This is a genomic window from Leptolyngbya sp. FACHB-1624, from assembly GCF_047649235.1.
GTDB lineage: Bacteria > Cyanobacteriota > Cyanobacteriia > Leptolyngbyales > Leptolyngbyaceae > Leptolyngbya > Leptolyngbya boryana.
The window spans coordinates 2,987,026-3,005,779 of sequence record NZ_CP180258.1 but is presented as its reverse complement, the minus strand read 5'-3'; the positions used below and the strand labels follow the sequence as shown (position 1 = coordinate 3,005,779).

20 protein-coding genes are annotated in these 18,754 nt (G+C 45.7%); 8 read left to right on the top strand and 12 right to left on the bottom strand.

Going from position 1 to position 18,754, the window contains the following annotated elements; translation table 11 throughout:
- Positions 1-50 precede the first annotated feature (50 nt).
- From ACMUEV_RS14015 to ACMUEV_RS14005, 3 genes are all read right to left on the bottom strand, one after another.
- A complete protein-coding gene (locus ACMUEV_RS14015; protein WP_190647869.1) occupies positions 51-428 on the bottom strand; it encodes a hypothetical protein in 378 nt (125 codons plus the stop codon).
- A gap of 129 nt (positions 429-557) precedes the next feature.
- Positions 558-1,937 carry a magnesium transporter gene (mgtE, locus tag ACMUEV_RS14010; RefSeq protein WP_190647871.1) on the bottom strand — a complete coding sequence of 460 codons (1,380 nt, stop codon included), beginning with the start codon at positions 1,935-1,937 and terminating at the stop codon, positions 558-560.
- A 548-nt stretch (positions 1,938-2,485) separates the two neighbouring features.
- Positions 2,486-3,289, bottom strand: coding sequence for a hypothetical protein (locus ACMUEV_RS14005; RefSeq protein ID WP_190647873.1), 804 nt, complete (start codon positions 3,287-3,289; stop codon positions 2,486-2,488).
- Positions 3,290-3,506: 217 nt separating this feature from the next.
- Between ACMUEV_RS14005 and ACMUEV_RS14000 the strand changes: the two genes are divergently transcribed.
- Positions 3,507-4,244: a DUF2808 domain-containing protein gene (locus tag ACMUEV_RS14000; RefSeq protein ID WP_190647875.1), complete on the top strand. Its 738-nt coding sequence runs from the start codon at positions 3,507-3,509 to the stop codon at positions 4,242-4,244.
- Between the two features lie 98 nt (positions 4,245-4,342).
- On the opposite strand, the gene ACMUEV_RS13995 is transcribed toward ACMUEV_RS14000, so the two are convergent.
- The 3 genes from ACMUEV_RS13995 to ACMUEV_RS13985 form a co-directional block, all read right to left on the bottom strand.
- On the bottom strand, positions 4,343-5,020 hold the full coding sequence (locus ACMUEV_RS13995; protein ID WP_190647877.1) for a response regulator transcription factor: 678 nt from the start codon (positions 5,018-5,020) through the stop codon (positions 4,343-4,345).
- Complete coding sequence (locus ACMUEV_RS13990; RefSeq protein WP_190647878.1) at positions 5,017-6,474, bottom strand: sensor histidine kinase; 1,458 nt, start codon at positions 6,472-6,474, stop codon at positions 5,017-5,019. The genes ACMUEV_RS13995 and ACMUEV_RS13990 overlap by 4 nt, the downstream gene beginning before the upstream one ends.
- Positions 6,475-6,770: 296 nt before the next feature.
- Positions 6,771-7,127 (bottom strand): hypothetical protein, encoded by a 357-nt coding sequence (locus ACMUEV_RS13985; protein ID WP_199329258.1) that lies wholly within the window; start codon positions 7,125-7,127, stop codon positions 6,771-6,773.
- Here ACMUEV_RS13985 and ACMUEV_RS13980 point away from each other — a divergent pair.
- Both ACMUEV_RS13980 and ACMUEV_RS13975 read left to right on the top strand, forming a co-directional pair.
- Complete coding sequence (locus ACMUEV_RS13980; RefSeq protein ID WP_415354779.1) at positions 7,093-7,392, top strand: TlpA family protein disulfide reductase; 300 nt, start codon at positions 7,093-7,095, stop codon at positions 7,390-7,392. The genes ACMUEV_RS13985 and ACMUEV_RS13980 overlap by 35 nt on opposite strands.
- 41 nt (positions 7,393-7,433) lie before the next feature.
- Entirely contained in the window at positions 7,434-8,294 is an 861-nt protein-coding gene (locus ACMUEV_RS13975; protein WP_190647883.1) for a cytochrome c biogenesis protein CcdA, read from the top strand.
- A gap of 140 nt (positions 8,295-8,434) precedes the next feature.
- On the opposite strand, the gene ACMUEV_RS13970 is transcribed toward ACMUEV_RS13975, so the two are convergent.
- The 4 genes from ACMUEV_RS13970 to ACMUEV_RS13955 are packed head-to-tail and all read right to left on the bottom strand — an operon-like array spanning position 8,435 to position 12,127.
- Positions 8,435-9,046 carry a JmjC domain-containing protein gene (locus ACMUEV_RS13970; protein WP_190647885.1) on the bottom strand — a complete coding sequence of 204 codons (612 nt, stop codon included), beginning with the start codon at positions 9,044-9,046 and terminating at the stop codon, positions 8,435-8,437.
- 54 nt (positions 9,047-9,100) lie between these two features.
- Complete coding sequence (locus tag ACMUEV_RS13965; protein WP_190647887.1) at positions 9,101-9,826, bottom strand: TVP38/TMEM64 family protein; 726 nt, start codon at positions 9,824-9,826, stop codon at positions 9,101-9,103.
- A 31-nt stretch (positions 9,827-9,857) separates the two neighbouring features.
- Positions 9,858-11,405: a mercuric reductase gene (locus ACMUEV_RS13960; RefSeq protein ID WP_190647889.1), complete on the bottom strand. Its 1,548-nt coding sequence runs from the start codon at positions 11,403-11,405 to the stop codon at positions 9,858-9,860.
- 2 nt (positions 11,406-11,407) lie between these two features.
- Positions 11,408-12,127: a TVP38/TMEM64 family protein gene (locus ACMUEV_RS13955; RefSeq protein ID WP_242044239.1), complete on the bottom strand. Its 720-nt coding sequence runs from the start codon at positions 12,125-12,127 to the stop codon at positions 11,408-11,410.
- 496 nt (positions 12,128-12,623) lie between these two features.
- On the opposite strand from ACMUEV_RS13955, the gene ACMUEV_RS13950 reads away from it, so the two are divergent.
- Positions 12,624-13,658, top strand: coding sequence for an AI-2E family transporter (locus tag ACMUEV_RS13950; RefSeq protein WP_190647891.1), 1,035 nt, complete (start codon positions 12,624-12,626; stop codon positions 13,656-13,658).
- Here ACMUEV_RS13950 and ACMUEV_RS13945 read toward each other — a convergent pair.
- Together ACMUEV_RS13945 and ACMUEV_RS13940 are read right to left on the bottom strand one after the other, a co-directional pair.
- Positions 13,655-14,695: an AI-2E family transporter gene (locus ACMUEV_RS13945; protein ID WP_017288503.1), complete on the bottom strand. Its 1,041-nt coding sequence runs from the start codon at positions 14,693-14,695 to the stop codon at positions 13,655-13,657. The genes ACMUEV_RS13950 and ACMUEV_RS13945 overlap by 4 nt on opposite strands.
- 150 nt (positions 14,696-14,845) lie before the next feature.
- The gene (locus ACMUEV_RS13940; protein WP_415354778.1) at positions 14,846-15,883 is read right to left on the bottom strand and encodes a beta-galactosidase; all 1,038 of its coding nucleotides are present in this window, start codon (positions 15,881-15,883) and stop codon (positions 14,846-14,848) included.
- A 175-nt stretch (positions 15,884-16,058) separates the two neighbouring features.
- Here ACMUEV_RS13940 and ACMUEV_RS13935 point away from each other — a divergent pair, with 175 nt between their 5' ends.
- Genes ACMUEV_RS13935 through ACMUEV_RS13920 form a run of 4 tightly spaced genes read left to right on the top strand, consistent with a single transcriptional unit; the run spans position 16,059 to position 18,753 of the window.
- Positions 16,059-16,220, top strand: a complete 162-nt coding sequence (locus ACMUEV_RS13935; RefSeq protein ID WP_190647895.1) for a hypothetical protein — start codon at positions 16,059-16,061, stop codon at positions 16,218-16,220.
- Between the two features lie 27 nt (positions 16,221-16,247).
- On the top strand, positions 16,248-16,586 hold the full coding sequence (locus ACMUEV_RS13930) for a phage holin family protein (protein WP_190647897.1): 339 nt from the start codon (positions 16,248-16,250) through the stop codon (positions 16,584-16,586).
- 29 nt (positions 16,587-16,615) lie between these two features.
- Positions 16,616-17,413, top strand: coding sequence for a superoxide dismutase (locus ACMUEV_RS13925; protein ID WP_017288507.1), 798 nt, complete (start codon positions 16,616-16,618; stop codon positions 17,411-17,413).
- Between the two features lie 2 nt (positions 17,414-17,415).
- The gene (locus ACMUEV_RS13920) at positions 17,416-18,753 is read left to right on the top strand and encodes a ferric reductase-like transmembrane domain-containing protein (protein ID WP_190647900.1); all 1,338 of its coding nucleotides are present in this window, start codon (positions 17,416-17,418) and stop codon (positions 18,751-18,753) included.
- Position 18,754 lies beyond the last annotated feature (1 nt).

Sequence of the window (18,754 nt, the reverse complement as noted above, 5' to 3'; positions counted from 1 at the left end):
CACTCGAATATCCCGAACTCACATTAGCTGAGAGTTCGGGTTGAAAGCTATTACTGATACCAATAATTTTTCGGTGAGTAGGAATCTTGAAAACAACAGAAAAAGCAGAGCGAAGCAGAGAGTGCATCTAACTCTGCATCACTAATTTTCTCCGACACTCGCCATTCATCCAGAAACCTCAAAATCAAGGATAAAGCAGCTTGTCGGCGCACAAATTCTTTTCCAGAACCCATTGCTTCTTCAGCAGTTGCATAGACAGCAGAAGAAGTATAAACTCGCATCGGCTTAGGAGTTGGATCGTTCACATAGACCTGCCATCCTCCATCATGAGAAACAGCTTTAACGATGTGGTCTAAATAATAAACCTCGATCATCTTGCCTCCGCTTTTAACCGTAATATCTATGGTTTCTGGTTTTTCCAAGGTCATATCGCCTGAGGACTCTACCAAATAAGCGTTAAGATATCGGAGGGAAATCGGGGGGATGTCGGGGGGAAATGAGCCTAAAAAACTTGCAGTAAATTTGAAGAACGCTCTGTTTTCAAGAGACTGCCCTGTTCAAATACGTAGAATCCACCGTGCAACATTGAGGTAAATTAATACGCCGAATACGTCTACTGCTGTTGTAATGAACGGAGCAGACATCAAGGCGGGGTCAAGTTTGAATGCTTGAAACAAAAACGGTAGACCCGAACCTGCGATCGAGGCAATCAATGAAATCGCAAATAAACTAATCCCGACAGCAAGCGCGACTCCTATATCTCCTTGCAAGAAATAAGCCCACACGGTCACAATCACACCTAACATTGCTCCTAGAATGCTGCCTGCGATCGCTTCTCGTCGAATCACACTCAAGCGGTTCCGGAGTTGATCATTATCAGTGTTCAATCCCCGGATAATCACCGTAGACGATTGTGACCCAACATTACCACCCGTATCAATCAACAATGGAATAAATGCTGCTAGTGCAACCACCCGCTCTAACACATCTTCCTGACTGCGAATCACAGCGCTGGTTGCAGTATTCGTGACTAAAAGAACTAACAACCAGACCACACGTTTTCGGGCAATCGTGAAAAGATTAGCACGAAAATAATCATCACCATCCGATTGCAAGCCGCCTAATGTGTAAATATCTTCCGTCGTTTCCTCTTCTAATACATCTAGAACATCATCGACGGTCACAATTCCTACGAGACGCTGCTCACGATCGACAACGGGAAGTGCAATTAAATCATAGTCCTGAATGATTCGCGCTACCTCTTCTTGATCGGTATTCGTCTCGACCCTGACTACTTCTCGGTTCATAATCTGGCTGATGAGCACTTCCAAATCAGCAGTCAGCAAGTCTCGCAGTGAGAGAATCCCGTTCAAACGCCGACTGATATCAGTGATATAGAGATAGTAGATTGTCTCTGTTGATCGAGCGACTTGGCGAATGCGTTCGAGTGCCTGAGCGACAGTCCAGGACTCCTTGAGGGAGACATACTCTGGGGTCATCATTCGCCCCGCAGTATTAGCTGGATAGCCCAACAGCAGCGCCGTTGCATCGCGTTCTTCAGCACTGAGGTGATAAAAAAGTTGTCGCACCACTTTTGCTGGAAGCTCATCAAACAATCGCACCCGATCATCTGGCGACATCCCATCAACCACTTCTAAAACATCGGGTCGCTTAAAATCTTCTAGGAGGGCTTCTTGAATCGCGGGATCCAGATACTCATAAACTTCGATTGCTTCATCTTTCGACAACAACCGAAATGCGATCGCTTGCATGACCGATGGAAGATCCTCGATCGCGTCTGCAATATCAACAGGCTGAATGGGAACGAGGAGTGCTTTGGCTGCCTGGAAGTCCTTTTGCTCCAACAGCGGTTGCAGTTGCGATCGTACCCACTCCCTTAACTCTTGTCGGGTGAGATTGGGTGGAAATTGAGTCACGGTAGCTTCCTATTTCTGAAAAATAGTGGTTTGACCTTTTTTCAATGTAGTTTGGGAACGGATCACTACTGGGCACTTTTTCTACATTGCTATTGAGCTATTTTGGCTCTCCTTATATCAATAAAATAATCTATGCTGATTCAATTCATCTTGAATCAAGAAGCCTAAGCATGACACCTAAATACAATAGTGTAATGACTTGACCATATCACCTCACAATGAGCAATTCGGAGGAAAATCGGGGGGATTTCGGGAGGAGCATAGATTAAAGTACCAAATTGCTTGCGCACTCATGCGCTACAGTGTCGATCAACTAAGAAGGCAACTTCCGACGCGCTCATTTAATTGCTGTAGTAAGTGCAGAATTCTTGCAGTTCTCGACTGAGGGAACTTGATTCAAATTGCGTCAGTTCGAGATAACTCAGACTCACTCCATCCAGCACATACTTCTGCACGATAGATTCAAATGCTCGATACAATGTTTCCAGGGTGACTAGCCGAGTGCCATTACATCGCAGTCCTAGCTTATTTTTTCTTTTGTGGCAAATTCAGCTTGAGCGATCGCGTAAAGATTCAACATTCAACCAGAAATCAGCTAGCATTGGCTCGCGATCGCGCTCAAATTGAAACCATAGCTTGTAAAGCCCCGGCTGAGAAAGCTGAGCGGTGAAGATTATCTGATCGCTTGTTGCTGTTTGAAGTTGAGTTGGAATATAAGCCACTCCTGAATCTTTTGCAGCACGTCGCACAATCACAAGAGTGCCATTTACTTTCTCAGGTACATTGATGTTTTGATTGACCTCACCTCTTTTATCTCGTAGCTCAAACGCGATCGCTGTTTTCTGTTCAAGTTGAGTAATAGGTTGAGGTAGATGAAAATGGACTTCTGTATTGTCAATCTGTTGCGTCGCGCTCAAGCGAATGGCAGGCGCAGGTGAAGGCAAACCTAGAACCGTTAGAGCGAGCGCAGAAGTTACTTCTGACTGACCCTTGGGTTGATAACGACTAAATAACGTGTATTCTCCAGATCTTGAGAACGTGGTTCTCACCGTAAATCGTCCATTGCCTTGATAGGTTGGATACAACGTATCAAATGTGTGTAGGTCGTCACTCATCACCAGCAAGTGCATCAGATGAGTTTGAAGAAGATCGAACTGCTCGATCGCGTTTCCCTGAAAATCTCGAATCTCAATCAGCAGAAATGTAGATTGATTGACCTCGATCTGTTTGAACGTGAGCAGGTCTGCTTTTGCATTCGGACGAATTGGATCAAAAGTTGCATTCATCAATCTTTGTAGTGATACCTGCCAATCATACATATCAGCCACTTTGTTGAGAGGAAAACGGTTCATTGTACTTAAACTATCAGCCCAAGATGAAAAACAAATGAAAAATCGATAAGAACGAGCTAAATTCTTGTGGTCTGATTCATCTTCGCTTCAGGAAGGATTTATCTAATCTAAACTTTGTCATCAGGTCAACTTCAGGTTGTCGAAGTCTAATCATAGTCAATCCCGAGAAAACTCAGATTGAGAAAGCGGGAAAAGCTATTTTTCAGGAGAATTGACTATGAAACGAGATCACTTCACAGTTGCAATGATGTTTGCACTCTCAACGGTTATCAGCATTCAACCATTTGCCCGCTCTCAAAACACTTTTAGCAATTCCACACAGTCTCATCTATCAGAAATTGGGAACGCAGCCCCCCTTCAGACTCGAACTGAATCTGTACAACAGTTCAAGAATCCTACTCAACCGCATCTCTCTGAGGTGGGCAAGATGAAGCTTGCTGCTCCTGAGACAGTCCAATCTCAGATCCCTCAAGCTCAGACAACTCAACAACGACTTGCAAATGGGCAAACTTTTTTCTCTAACCCTCCTCGGCTAGTTCAGCTTATTGCTTCTCAGCGTCAAGCCAATGCGCCTTCAACCTATGCCGTGACCTTGCGAGTGCCCGTTGATGCTGGGCAACCTCTCAAAGCGGTCAAGATTGCTCAAGAACTCAATCTCAGTACTGTCAAATTTGCTCTCGATCGTAGTAAAGCTTTTACAGGAGAGTACTTTGCCGCAGGTACTGAAATTCCTCTCGTAAATGTAGGAGGTCAATCTGCTCCGGGTGAAGCAATGGTTGTCTTTGCTCAACCTGTACAACCTAGTAGCAGTGTCACGATTACGTTTGAAACAAATGCAAACCCAGAAGCAGGAGGAATCTATGAGTTTGGTATCACTGCATTTCCAGACGGAGAAAATGGGTTAGGACAGTTCTTGGGATTGAGACGGATTAGTTTCCAAAATAGTTCTAGCTAGTTCAAATCTGAGAGATGAGCACCCCATTTGTTAGAAGCAAACGAATGGGGTGCTCATCTTTTAATACAACTGCTCACAGGATGGAACTGCTCAAAGCCCTAATGCTCTCGAAGCACGTAGCCGACACCGCGAATCGTATGAACTAATCGATGTGGATTATGGGCTTCTAATTTCAAGCGTAAGGCTCGGACATAGACTTCAATGATGTTCGATTCACCTGCAAAGTCATATCCCCAAACTTTTTCTATAATTTGATCACGGGTAAAGACTTGACGAGGATGACGCAGAAAGAGTTCTAGTAGATCGAATTCTTTCGCAGTTAGCTCGATCAATTGTGTTCCTCGATAGACCTCATGGGTGAGATGGTTGAGACTGAGATCTTCAAACTGCAATATCTTAGATGCTTCAGGGCGGATGCAGCGGAGACGGGCTTTGATGCGTGCAAGAAGCTCTTCAATACTAAAAGGCTTGGTCACATAGTCATCGGCTCCTGCATTTAAGCCCGTCACGCGATCGGGAACTTCATCTCTTGCAGTCAACATAATAATTGGCGCTTGTATCCCGGTTTTTCGCAGTCGTAGGCACAAATCTAAGCCAGAGATCCCCGGTAACATCCAGTCTAAAATCAATAGATTGGGTTGAACGTCCCGCGCGATCTCAAGGCCGTCGATTCCATTGGTCGCAACCGTGACAGCATATCCTTCTAACCTGAGTTCAGTCTTAACAAACTCAGCCAGTTTCGGATCGTCTTCAACGAGGAGAATGTGATCAGTCATAGCGGTGGATTCCAGAGTGGCAACGTTATTGTAAACGTACTTCCCTCACCCGGTTTAGATCGTAATGTAATCCGACCTTTCATCCCTTCGAGCAGGCTTTTCGCGATCGCGAGTCCTAGCCCAGTGCCATCTCTAGAACGAGTCATTGCTTCATCCACTCGATAGAAACGCTCAAAGATGCGATTTTGATGAGATAAAGGAATACCAATTCCGCGATCTTGGACATGGATAAGCGCGAATTGGGCTGTTTTCTCTAGAATTAGCTCGATCGGGTGCTCAGCCGAATATTTGATCGCATTGTCTACAAGATTGATCAACACCTGCTGCAAGCGATCTTGATCCGCGCAGATGACCACATCTTCATCTGTCGATAAAACTGTAATAGTTCGATTACTAACCTTCTGACTCATCGCAGCAACTTCTGCAACTAAGGTATTGAGCATGACTGGATTTGATCGAAAGTGTAAGTTACCACTATCCGCACGAGCCAGATCCAGTAAGTCTTGTAACATCCGAATAGTTCGCTCAGTCTCAGCCGCTGCTGTTTCTAGGGCTTGTTGTTGATACGCGCTGAGGTTTGTACTCCGCCGTAGAAGACTCTGTAGATAGCCCAGAACTACTGTCAAAGGAGTCCGTAATTCATGAGAAACATTCCCGACGAACTGACGCTGTTGATCCCAAGCCCCCGATAGTCGGAACAGCATTTGATTAAACGCCTGTGCGAGTCCCAAAACTTCATCAGGTGCATGATGTAATTGGAGTTTTGCATCATTTAAATTTTCTGATAAATCGTCAGCAGAAACTGCACTGGCAAGCTGGCTCATTTGCTCTAAAGGCTGCATTGCTTTGTGAATGCGCTTAGAAATCGCAATCATTAAAAGCACAATAATGACTGAACTCACAAACAGAAGTTGCCACAGCCCAGTTTTGAATTTTTGCTGATCCTCTGTGATATCTCGTGCTAGATAGAGTTGACCAAAGGGTTTTCCATTGACGGCAATCGGGCTACCACAAAGGACGATATCGCGATCGCCAAATCGAACAACCTGTGGTTTTTCGGGCATTTGGGCGAGCGTATCTATGCTCTGCATGTCGAGTGAAGCCGAATGAATCCCGGTTGATTGGGCAAGCAGTTGTCCTTGTAGATTTTTGACCCAAACCAGCAAGCCAGGAGCCGACACTTTATGAATTGTCTGTTCTACCCCAGTCTCGATCGCGCCCATTTCACTGTAAAGCTGAATTTGCTCAGGAAAGCGCCGTGCAACATACTCCAGCGTTTGCTTATGAGCCGCGACGAGGTTTTGCTCCATTTGCCAGCCTGCCCACACTGCAATGCTTCCTAGCCCTAGAACTGAGAGTGTGACTAATTCCAACGTCAGGCGAAACTGAAGCGACGAAGCAGAAATTCGCTTACCTGTGAAGGTTGTGATGATAGCTCGAATCGAGCGGCTCATGATTGCAAGTCCATGTAATCGAGATAGATTGTTCCTATCTTTAACTGTACAAGAAGAATCTGGTGTAAATGTGATTCCTAGCTGATGCCCAGATGAATTTTTGCTGAAAAATTGGCAGATGTGATTTTGAGTTGTTTCCTGCAAGCAGTTGATAGGTTTTATCGAATATCCATTTAATTTTCATCTGACACTCATTTTTTTAGAGTTTAATTCAAATCACATGCGAACAAGTTTGCTTGTATCTCTGTCTTGAATGCCGCTTGCTCTTATCGCTTAAGAGACGGTCAAAATTGTACTCATCCTAATTCTATCTGGAAGAAGAATGTCATGAAGATTCGTTTTTTCTCTGTACTTGCAGTTACTTCGTTACTGAGTTTAGGAGTGATTGCAGGTTGCTCGAACCCTTGCGCAGCAAAAACAAAAACATCTGCTAGTACCAGCACCGAAGCTAAAGCGAATCCCTGTGCATCTAAAGCGAATCCCTGTGCATCTAAAGCGAATCCCTGTGCATCTAAAGCGAATCCTTGTGCATCTAAAGCGAATCCTTGTGCATCTAAAGCAGCCTCAATAGGCGCACCCCTAGCACAAGAGCTACAAGGAAAACCTGTCATTGTTGATGTGTTTGCAACTTGGTGCTCTGCTTGCAAAAACATCGCGCCCACCTTGTCGCAACTGAAAAAAGACTATGACGGAAAAGCCAATTTTGTGGTTCTAGATGTCAGCGATCGCGCAACATCTACCGAAGCCGAAGCAAAAGCAAACCAGCTTGGACTCAGCAAATTTCTAGCAGAAAACAAAGCCCAAACAGGCTTAGTCGCTATCATTGACCCCGCAACAGGTAAAATTCTTGCACAACATCGCAACAATCCGAACGTGGCAGACTATACGACCGTCTTGAATGCTGCAATCCCTCAATAACTGCTGCTCTGACATGCCGCTCTAACAATTAGGAGAATTTCATGGCACCCATGCCTCGGTCATCCACAAACCAGCAGCCCGCTCGACGATTTCAATGGGCTAGACCCTCGAAAAAATGGCTAATTTATGGCGGGTTAGGATTGCTTGCGCTGATTCTAGTTCTCACGTTGGGATCTGCTATCAGTCGTCCGATTGAATACCTGATTTCGATCGTCGAAAATCGCTATCAACAGTGGTTCGATCAGCAAGATACGGCAAATCCATTCGTGCTACTACCATTGGCATTTATGGGCGGTGTGCTTGCCAGCGTTTCTCCCTGTATTTTGGCACTCCTACCCGTCAATCTGAGTTACATTGGGACGCTCAAGATTAATTCTCGCTGGGATGCGTTTGTGAAAGCAGGCTTATTTGTTCTGGGTGCTGTTACCATTCTGAGCTTGTTTGGGCTGGTTTCCTCGTTTGCTGGAGCCGTGATGGTTGAGTATCGGGGCTATATCAACGTGGTCGTGGGACTGATTATGGCAGTGATGGGACTATGGCTCATGGGTCTCGTTAAACTGCCTTTACCCACGATCGAGGTGAAATTGCCCCACGCTGGGCCTTACGGTGTGGGGTTGACCTTTGCGTTTGTGAGTTCTCCCTGTGCTAGTCCTATCTTATTTGCAGTACTGGCGGCAGCAGCGGCAACAGGCTCTCAAATTCTAGGCACTCTAGCCATGGTTAGCTATGCTTTGGGATATACCATCTTGATTTTCTTGGCAAGCTTGTTTACTGGATTAGCCAAACAGAGTCATCAGTTGTTGAAACACTCCGAGGGCATTATTCGCTTTGGCAGCGTGGCGCTGATCATGACTGGAGTGTACTACCTGTTTACGGGTACACAATGGTTTTTGGGAACCTAGAGTTGCATGGAGAAGGCTTGCTTGCTGAACATCAATCTGTCTTGACTAGTTGTCTCATCCACTTTTGATCAATTCTGTTGATAAAATCTTCGGTGAAGGACTTCACGACTCGAATCAGGTGGCTGAGTTTCACAGTTTGCTCAGAAGAGAGTAGCAGTGTCCTGAATCGGGTCAAATTCAAATCGGCGATCGTAGTCTGTTTCTCCATACAGATTAAAACTAACTGTGGGCTGATCGCCATGCGCTTCAATTTGATGAATGGTTTCTGGCATGAAGCAGAGGATGTCACCAGGAGCCAGGATCTGCTCACCCACAGGTTCGATTTTATCAGGAGAGTCTGAAGACGGCGATCGCTGCCAGAATGTGTTCTTCTCCTGTCCGCTTAGCAGTGCAACTAATCCCCAGCTCGCATGGTTATGAATCGGTGAGATGATCCCAGGTGCCCAAGCAACAAGCTGAACAGTCAGCGGAAAAAAAGGTTCGTCATATAGCAGAGTAACTTCCCAACCTGTTTCAGGATCGGGATGGAGGGGCATCATTTGGAGCCAAGTAGAACTGGTTAAGAGTTTGCGAACCAGTGGGCAAATCGCTTGGAGCCGTAACGAGTCATCGGTAATGCCGTCTAAGATATTTTCTAAATCAGTGAGGAACCGATAAAGTCGATAAGGTTGGGTGAGATCTTCAATCAAATGAGAGGGTTCACCTAATTGGCATTGCCCTTCGTTGGTGACGAACCAGTTTTTTCCTATCATGAGTCTGTTTTGAGAGCTAGATGTACATTCCGCTAAAAAATGATTTGACAACCTTTAATCCATCACGCGCTCTGCCAATGCTTTACGGGCAATGCGAGTCACATAAACAGTAACCGCAACTGTCGCCATCAAGCCAATGATCCGAATCGCCCATTGAATCGCTGGATTCGTTGGCTGACCTTCAGTTCCAATCCTAGCGAGATCACCAGCGAGGGAACCAATATACACATACATCACGGTTCCTGGAATCATTCCAATTGATCCCAGGGCATAGTCTTTCAACGAAACGCCTGTCAATCCAAACGCATAGTTCAGCAAATTAAACGGGAACACGGGTGAAAGTCGAGTTAATAGCACAACTTTAAATCCTTCTCTTGCCACTGCTTGATCGATCGCGGCAAATTTCTGATTGCCCTTAATTTTGCTACTAATCCATCCCCGTGCCAAATAGCGTCCGACTAGAAAAGCTGCGATCGCGCCCAAAGTCGCTCCAATAAACACATAGATCGAGCCGAACCCAACTCCGAAGACAATGCCTGCACCCAAGGTCAAGATCGATCCAGGCAGAAACGCAACGGTTGCAACAATGTAGATCACGATAAAGGCAAGACCACCGACAATCCCCAAACTCTCAACCCATTGCAAAGCATGACGAAGCAATTCTTGGGGATTGAATCCTGCCGAACTCTGAGCAAGTGCAGGAGAAGCAAAGAGCAAACTCGCGATCACACTCAATCCTAACCCATACATCCGCTTAACCATGCGATTTGAACATTTCATAGATTCCTCGACTCGGTAGGCTTGGTTATGTTTAGCTCAACTTTGTTAAGAGCTTCAAAAAAGATTTTGTGCGAGGCGTGAGAAGCGTGCGTCGATAAGCATCCGCCGCTTTCTTAATCGCTTCTGCTTGAGTCGGGTAAGGATGAATCACACCAGACAGGGCACTCAATCCCTGTTTTGTGACGATCGCGAACGTAACTTCGCTAATCATTTCTCCAGCATGACGCGCCACGATCGTTGCCCCTAAAATCTGATCTGATCCGCGCTTGTGCAAAAGTTTGACAAAGCCTTCCGGTTCGCCATCTGCTAAGGCACGATCGACGGTTGAAAATGGGATTTTGATCGTATTCGTTTCAAATCCTTTTGCTTGTGCTTCTTGCTCGTACAAGCCGACATGAGCAATTTCTGGATCAGTATAAGTCACCCAAGGCATCACCAAACTACTCAGCTTACTCCGCCCCAGACCGAAAGGCGAGAACAATGTATTTTTGATCACGATCCGAGCCGCCGCATCTGCTGCATGAGTAAACTTCCAGTTCATACAAACATCTCCAGCCGCATAAATCCGAGGATTTGTTGTCTGAAGATAGTCATCGACGACTACACCCCGACGCGCATCATACTGGACTCCGACTGCTTCTAAATTCAGTCCATCTACATTCGGTGCCCGTCCCGCTCCGACTAAAACTTCATCAACAGCAACAGTTTTAATCGCACCATTTTGGCGATAGTGAATTACTTTCCCGATATCTGTCTTTTCAACGTGTTCAAGCGAGCAATCCAGAATCAGATGCAAGTTCTCTTGCAAAAACTGCTGCTGCACAATTTCAGCCGCATCCGCATCTTCTCGATCGAGTAAATGCCCATGCTTATGCAATAAGGTCACTTCACTACCAAGCCGATTAAATGCTTGAGCTAACTCACACCCAATCGGGCCTCCTCCAATCACAGCGAGGCGCTTCGGTTGCTCGGTCAGCGAAAAGACTGTTTCATTGGTTAAATAGCCTGCTTCAGCTAACCCAGGAACTTTAGGACGAGTTGCGCGTGCGCCTGTAGCAATCACTGCTTTCTTAAAGCGCAACTGTTGATCGCCAACTGCGATCGCATCTTCACCCACAAACTGAGCCATCCCCAGAAATACATCAATTCCCAACTTGCGAAACCGTTCTGCTGAATCATGGTGACTGATCCCAGCCCGAATCTTTCGCATCCGTTGCATGACTGCTGCAAAATTGATTTCAATGTTCTCTGGTGATTGAATTCCAAATGATGCAGCCTCTCGCATCTGGGCAACTACTCGCGACGATCGAATCACACACTTAGAAGGTACACAGCCAACATTCAGACAATCACCGCCCATCAAGCTCTTTTCAATCAATGCCACTTTCAAACCTAATTCCAGTCCGGCCGCACCTGCCGCGACGACCAGCCCCGCAGTTCCAGCCCCAATCACGACAAGATCATAGCAAGCCGCAGGTTGAGGATTGACCCAATCGGGGGGATGCACTTGGGACATGAGAGATTGATTGTATTCATCCAAAGGCTGAAGAGCAGGCTCTTGTCGAATAGAATGTGTCATAGTTAGTTCATCCTCTGATTTAAGGCTTTTTTAGCAATACGGGTCATGTAGAGGGTGAGCACGATCGTGGCAAGGAAGCCCACAATTTTGATGCACCACTGTACCATTTTTGCCTCGGAACTCATCCCCTGTGGCATTCCCAACAAGGCAATCTCGCCAATCAGAGAACCGAGATATACATACATCACACTCCCAGGAATCATGCCGATCGAGCCGATCGCATAATCCTTCAAAGAGACACAGGTAACACCAAAGGCATAGTTCAATAAGTTAAATGGAAAAATTGGAGAAAGGCGAGTCAGCAGCACAATCTTTAAACCTTCCTGAGCAACCGCTTTGTCGATCGCTTGAAATCGGGGATGACCTTGAATCCGTTGACTGACCCATCCTCTTGCAAAATAGCGTCCCACTAAAAAAGCAATAATTGCTCCGAAAGTTGCCGCAATCACAACATAAATCGAACCCCAAAACACCCCATAAATCGCTCCTCCTCCAAGCGTAAGCAATGAGCCTGGGACAAACAAAAGAGTTGCCAGATTATAGACCACGATGAATACCAAAATGCCGATTGCACCTAAGCCCTTAATCCAAATTAGGACGTTCTGTAGAAAGGTGTGTAGATTAAAGTGATAGAAAGCAATGCCTAAGCTAATGACTAGAACATTGCCGAGCAAGACTTGTAGCCAAAATCTAGATTTTTTCAAGTACGATCGCGACATCATCTTGCAAAAGGTGTGCGGTTTTCTGAAATATAAAGCATTTAGATGAGAGGGAGATGAATTTTTTCTAAAAACAACCCTCAGGCGAGATGGTCTATTGCTCATTGCTCGACTATCCTAACCCTGTTTGTATTCAATATCCTGGTTGACTTATGCTAAAGAGCGGCATTTTTTGATTACTGAAATAAGGAAAAGATAGATGTTTTAATCTGCTATCTCTTCCCCATTCACTTGAAATAGCTCACCTGTGTAAAGGCTTGCGGTCTTTTTCTTTTACGGGATTGTCTCAACTGTCTTAAATTCATGAACTGTATCGTTGCTCACATGTGACACAGAAATGACAAGCTGAATTATTCAAAAATAGTTCTTTAGTGTTCTTTCCGAATTCAATCTCTGTCTATAGCGTGTTTAATTCTGCTGTTGCAATCATCTATTCATACATCAATCAAGAATCAGAATTGATGCCCATATCAAAGAACATCCTCTAGAACTATCTGTTATGAAAATTGGGCAATGGCTTGGATTAATTGTGCTGGTTGCTGCACTTTACATTGTTCGGCAGGTTCGGCAACTCTTACTACTAGGATTTACCGCGATCGTGCTTGCGACTGCACTGAATGGCGTTGTGCGTCAATTGCAGCGGTTTCGACTCAAGCGAGGATGGGCAATTTTGCTGACACTGGTGACTTTGCTGATATTAGCACTGGTAGCACTTGTACTGATTGTCCCGAATTTAATCGCGCAGCTTGCTGAATTAATTACTACCTTTCCCAGTGCACTGTCTGCAATTCAGCAAGGCATCAATTGGATTGAGAACCAAATTTTAGATCCCTACTTTCCGAATATCCCAAATTTTGACTGGATCATGACGCGACTTCAGCCGTTTGTCGCCAATTTATCGAGACAGGCAATTATCTTCTTTGCAAACTCGATTAGCGCAGTGTTTGAACTGTTGATTGTATTGATCCTTACGTTAATGTTGCTCATCAATCCTCAACCCTATCGTCACGCATTTATCCGGTGTTTTCCAGCTTTCTATCGATCTCGTGTCGATGAAGTGTTAACACGTTGTGCGACCGGACTCGAAAATTGGACAAAAGGCGCTCTGATCGAAATGATGTTTATCGGAGTGTTGAGTGGGGTGAGTCTATGGGTTTTACAAGTTCCGCTAGTTCTTGCTCATGCAGCCTTAGCTGGTATCCTCAACTTTATTCCCAATATTGGACCGACGTTGAGTGCAATTTTTCCTATCGCGATCGCATTCCTAGATGAACCCTGGAAAGCTGTTGCTGTATTAGTCCTATACATTTTGATTCAAAACATTGAGAGCTATTGGCTCACGCCGACAGTCATGGCAAATCAAGTTGCCCTTCTTCCTGCAATTACGTTGACGGCTCAATTCTTCTTCACAACTGTCTTCGGTGCATTAGGCTTAGTCATGGCGCTCCCGCTCGCAGTTGTCGTCAAAACCTGCATCGAGGAAGTGCTGTTCAAGGATATTCTCGATCGCTGGCAACAACCGACGGGACGCTAATCCTGCTTTCCCTGCATTTCTTCCACTTCAAATAAGCTAATCAACACTCCCGCGATCGGAATCGATAAAAATACACCCACTAACCCTGCGACTCTTGCACCCACTAATAGAGCAAAGAACATCACCACAGGATTCATATTGATTGATCCCTGCATGATGCGTGGCATCAATATGTTCTCTTCGACCTGCTGGAGTAGAATGCAACTAACTAATACCGTGAGTGCTAATCCAATTCCTTGAGGCAAAATAATCAGCGAAATTAAAGTAATCCCAAGCGTTGCGCCAATCCCCGGAATGAGATCGAAGACTCCCGCGATCGCGGCTAATCCCAAAGCATAGGGCACACCTAGTAAAATAAACACAATGTAAACCGAAATCCCAAAGAAGACAGACAGTAAAAACCGTCCCCAGAAAAAACCAAGAAAGTTTTTTCGCACAGCAATAGTTATGCGATCGCGCATTCCTCTCGGAAAAATTCGGAGAATTAAGTCCCAGAGGCGCTTGCCATCCAAGAGCATGAAGAATGCAACCACCGCAATCACAATCAAATCGAGGGCATTGGCGAGTACATTCTGCACAGTTGTAAAGCCTAGCCCTAACGTTGAGAGTGCTCCATTTCGTAATTGTCCTTCTAACTCACTGAAATCTACATTGAGATTCCACCGTTGCAGCAGGCTTTGCAAATTACCCAGAAGTTCGGTCACACTATTCAAGAGTTGGGGTGCTTGTTCAACCAACTGTTGTGCCTGCGAGAATGCAGCAATTCCCAATGTTACTACAATCCCACCAATGAGCAACAAGCTAAGCAGGAAAACCAGAACGGTTGCCACTCCCCTTGGCATGATTCGTGATGCCCACCGCACAGGAAAGTTGAGCAGAAACGCAAAAATAGCAGCAAATACAAAAATAATAATAACCGTCTCAAAATAAGCGAGAACTTGAACCACTGCCCATGCCAATGCAAAGAGTAGTACATAGCGAATTAACTTCGTGTTCGTGAGATTGTCCCAAAAGGATTGACGATTTGGCTCATTCATAATGGTTCGATTGACTTTGAGTTAGAGCTTGCACAATAAAGTCAAAAATATCCTCTATCTGTAGGGATGTCGCAACATCTGCAAAAAACAACTTATCGACGGGGACGGATTTAAATTCTGTAGACGTGATAGTTCAGTGTGTGCTGTCCGCTAGACCTCGACAAGGTTTTGAATAGCCTGCCACCAATGATCTCGCCCGTTTCGCTGATGCCAATACCAATACTCACAGCCCCAAAGCATCACTGTGCGATAACCAAGATTCTTCACCATACTGATAAGTTCGGTTATACGCTCTGGAGATGCACTAGGGTAGTGAATATCATTCATTGCAACCAATTGATTCGGTTCCCAAGGTTCAGCTTGAGCTTCCGCAATCCATGCTTCTATGCGATTCCGTCTCATCACTTCCTGCCAGTCTTTGAGTTTCTTCCAATAGGATTCACCTGGTTCTAGGTAGCCATCATGACCATCGGGAACTCTTGTATATACATTAATCCCGATCGCATCTGCTAAGGCTAAGCTATTTTGAAATGCCTGCTCATCTTCCTCAATGTAGGTCGGAAGACCGATGGCATTGGTTAGCACCACTTTTTGCTGAGGCAGAGCTAAACTTCTCACCAACTCTACCTCCTGTCGCATAAACTCAGGGCTGAGAAAGCGATCGCCTGTAATCTCCATTCGCGCAAACGGCTCATTTTCAACTTGCCAATAGCGCACACTCTGAGCTGTACGAGTATGATGGATGACGCGATCGACAAAGCGAAGAGTGCGCTCTGCGATCTCCCGATTATCATCTATGGGTTGGGTTGTATTTCGAGTATCTTGCTGGACTTCTAACCAGTGTGGAAAATGGAATTCAGGCCATCTTGGGGCTTTCATACCCACTGTCAGGATCACTTCTAACCCACGTCGATCGCTTTCTTCTAAAAGCCAATCGAGAACGCTAAAGTCATACTGATTTTCGATCGGCTCGACTTCATTCCAATAGCTACAAAGGCGGATTCGGTGGAACCCCAGATCACAGATCTGGCGGAATGTTTCTTGATAGTCTAGGTTGAGATACTCACACTGAAGCTGGCTGAACGTTGTTCCTAATTTGAATGAATGGCTCATTCGCATGAGATGCTTAAGCTGTGGGTATGCCACAACAGCCCCTGCACCAGATGCCATAAGGCTTAGAAAGCTCATCGTAGAAAGCGTTGTAAACTGCCTACGAGTCAATCTCTGAGAGAGAGAAGATCGGGTTGACAGCATCGTTTGCGTTGCTCAATGAATGGGAAAGCATGAGTTATGGGCGTGAGAGTTGCTTTATCTCTAGCCTTACCTCTAATAGTTGCTATCAAAACATGACAAGAAAGTGACAATGTTTCGTCTGTCCTCTGAATGGGATTTGCTGATTGGGGCAAATGCTCTGAATTCTGCTGAGGAGCAAATCGCGCGATCGAGACTTCAATGCTGCGATCGCGCGATTCGTTTTAAGAAGTTGTCACTTTTTAGTCACAATCTCATTGAACTGTTGAAGTAGCGGGATTTGAAATATGAGGAGGTTGCAATGGGTAGCATTCTCTTGAATTGGCTTGTGACGACTGTGAGCTTTCTCATGATTTCCAGACTACCTATCGGTGTTGAGATTGATGGATTTGGAAAAGCTGCGCTCACGGCAGTTGTTTTCGGAGTGCTGAATGCGTTCCTACGACCCATCCTATTGCTCTTTGGACTCCCCCTAATTATTATTACGTTCGGGTTATTTGTATTTGTCCTGAATGCAATCATTTTTAGCATTGCGGCAGAGATCGTTGAGGGATTCCAATTGCGCTATGGTTTTTGGAGTGCTTTGCTTGGCTCGATTGCTTTATCAATCATCAATTCGATCTTTCTGTCTTTTATTTAGATTGCCATAATTTTAGGAGATCTGTATCTATGCGAAAATTCCTACAGCATCCGATTACTCTATTTCTTACCTTGATTTTAGGTTTCTTTGTTGCGTGCCAGCCCCAAGCTTCTACTCAGCAAACTCCAGCCCAGAGTCCAACTGCGTCACCCACAGTTTCGACTCCAGTTGCCTATGTCGATCGTCCCTTAACTGCTTCTCCTGCTCAACTGCCACCCTTGCCCTATGATGCAGGTGCATTAAGTAAAGCGATCGACGCTGAAACGATGCGAATTCACCACGATCGACATCACCAAACCTATGTAGACAATCTCAATACTGCGCTCAAAGATCAGCCAAACTTGCAAAACCTGAGTATTGAAGCGATGCTGCGCGACCTTAATGCGGTTCCTGAAAATATTCGCAACACGATCCGCAACAACGCAGGAGGACATCTCAACCACACGATTTTCTGGCAGATCATGAGTCCAGACGGCGGCGGACAACCCACAGGAGCGATCGCTCAAGCCATCAATCAAACCTTTGGGAATTTTGAAAGTTTCCGTAAACAGTTTAATGAAGCGGGGGGCGATCGCTTTGGAAGCGGCTGGGTTTGGCTGGTGCGGAATGCTCAAGGACAACTTCAAATCGTCTCAACCGCGAATCAAGATAATCCCATTATGGAAGGCAACTATCCCATCATGGGCAACGATGTTTGGGAACATGCTTACTATCTCCGCTACCAAAATCGCCGAGCCGACTATCTGAACAACTGGTGGAATGTCGTCAACTGGAACGAGATTAATCGCCGATTCCAAGCGGCTTCACAACAGCAGGCGAGGAGTTAAGAATGCGAAGCTTATTGATGCACAGCCCGATCGTGGTTGCGCTCGGTTGGATCATTGCATTTCTGTTCTTTACGATTCTCCCTCTATTTGTTCTGCTCATCTATTCGCCGCCAGCGGGGCGAGGGTTTTGGCTTGACTTCTCGGTAGCGCTTGGCTTCATTGGCTTAGCACTGATGGCGCTACAATTTGCACTGACAGCCCGAATCAATCGAATTGAAGCCTCTTACGGGATTGATTTGATTTTGTCGTTTCATCGTTATACCTCGTTTGTTGCTTTTGTGATGGTGTTGGTGCATCCGCTGATTCTGTTTTGGGCGCAGCCGAATACCATTGAGTTGCTAAATTTTCCAGTAGCTCCGTTGCGGGCGCAACTGGCAGTCTTAGCAACTCTGGCATTTATGACGATGATTGTGACTACAATTTGGCGCAAACCACTCAAGATTCCCTATGAACCTTGGCGCTTGTCTCATTCGATTTTATCAGTGTTAGCGGTGGGATTAGGACTGGGACACGCCTTGGGGGTCGGGAACTATCTGGGATTGTTTTGGAAATCGGTCTTGTGGTCAGCGATCGCACTTGTCGCGATTTGGTTAATTGTTTACATTCGCCTGGTTAAACCCTGGTTGATGACGAAAAAACCGTTTCTTGTTGAAGAAGTCAAGCCAGAGCGCGGCGATGTTTGGACACTTGCCCTTCGCCCTGTGGGCCATGATGGTTTCCGGTTTCAGCCCGGTCAGTTTGCTTGGATTACCCTGAACATTACCCCGTTTAGTATGCGGGAACATCCCTTTTCGTTGTCGTCAAGTGGAGAACACCCGGAGCGATTAGAGTTTGGCATTAAAGCCGTGGGAGATTTTACCAGTCGCATCAGGGACTATCAACCCGGAACAAAAGCATATCTGGATGGTCCCTATGGTGTGTTTACAACGGATCGCTATGAAGATGCGGCTGGATTTGTGTTGATTGCTGGCGGCATTGGCATCACCCCGATAATGAGTATGTTGGTCACAGCAGCAGAGCGAGGAGACGATCGCCCCTATACCCTGATTTATGCCAATAAAACTTGGGATGGAATTACCTACCGTGAAGCGATCGAAGAACTCAAAACAAGATTAGATCTCACGATCATTCATGTGCTGCGTGAACCACCAGAAGCTTGGGAAGGAGAGACCGGATATGTGGATAAAGAATTGCTCGATCTCTATATCCCCAAACGTCGAGGCACTCGGCACTATTTTACCTGTGCTTCGCCCAAAATGATGGATCAAGTAGAGCGTGCCCTGCACGAACTCAATGTTCCTGTGACCAATGTGCATTTAGAGCATTACAACCTAGCCTGAA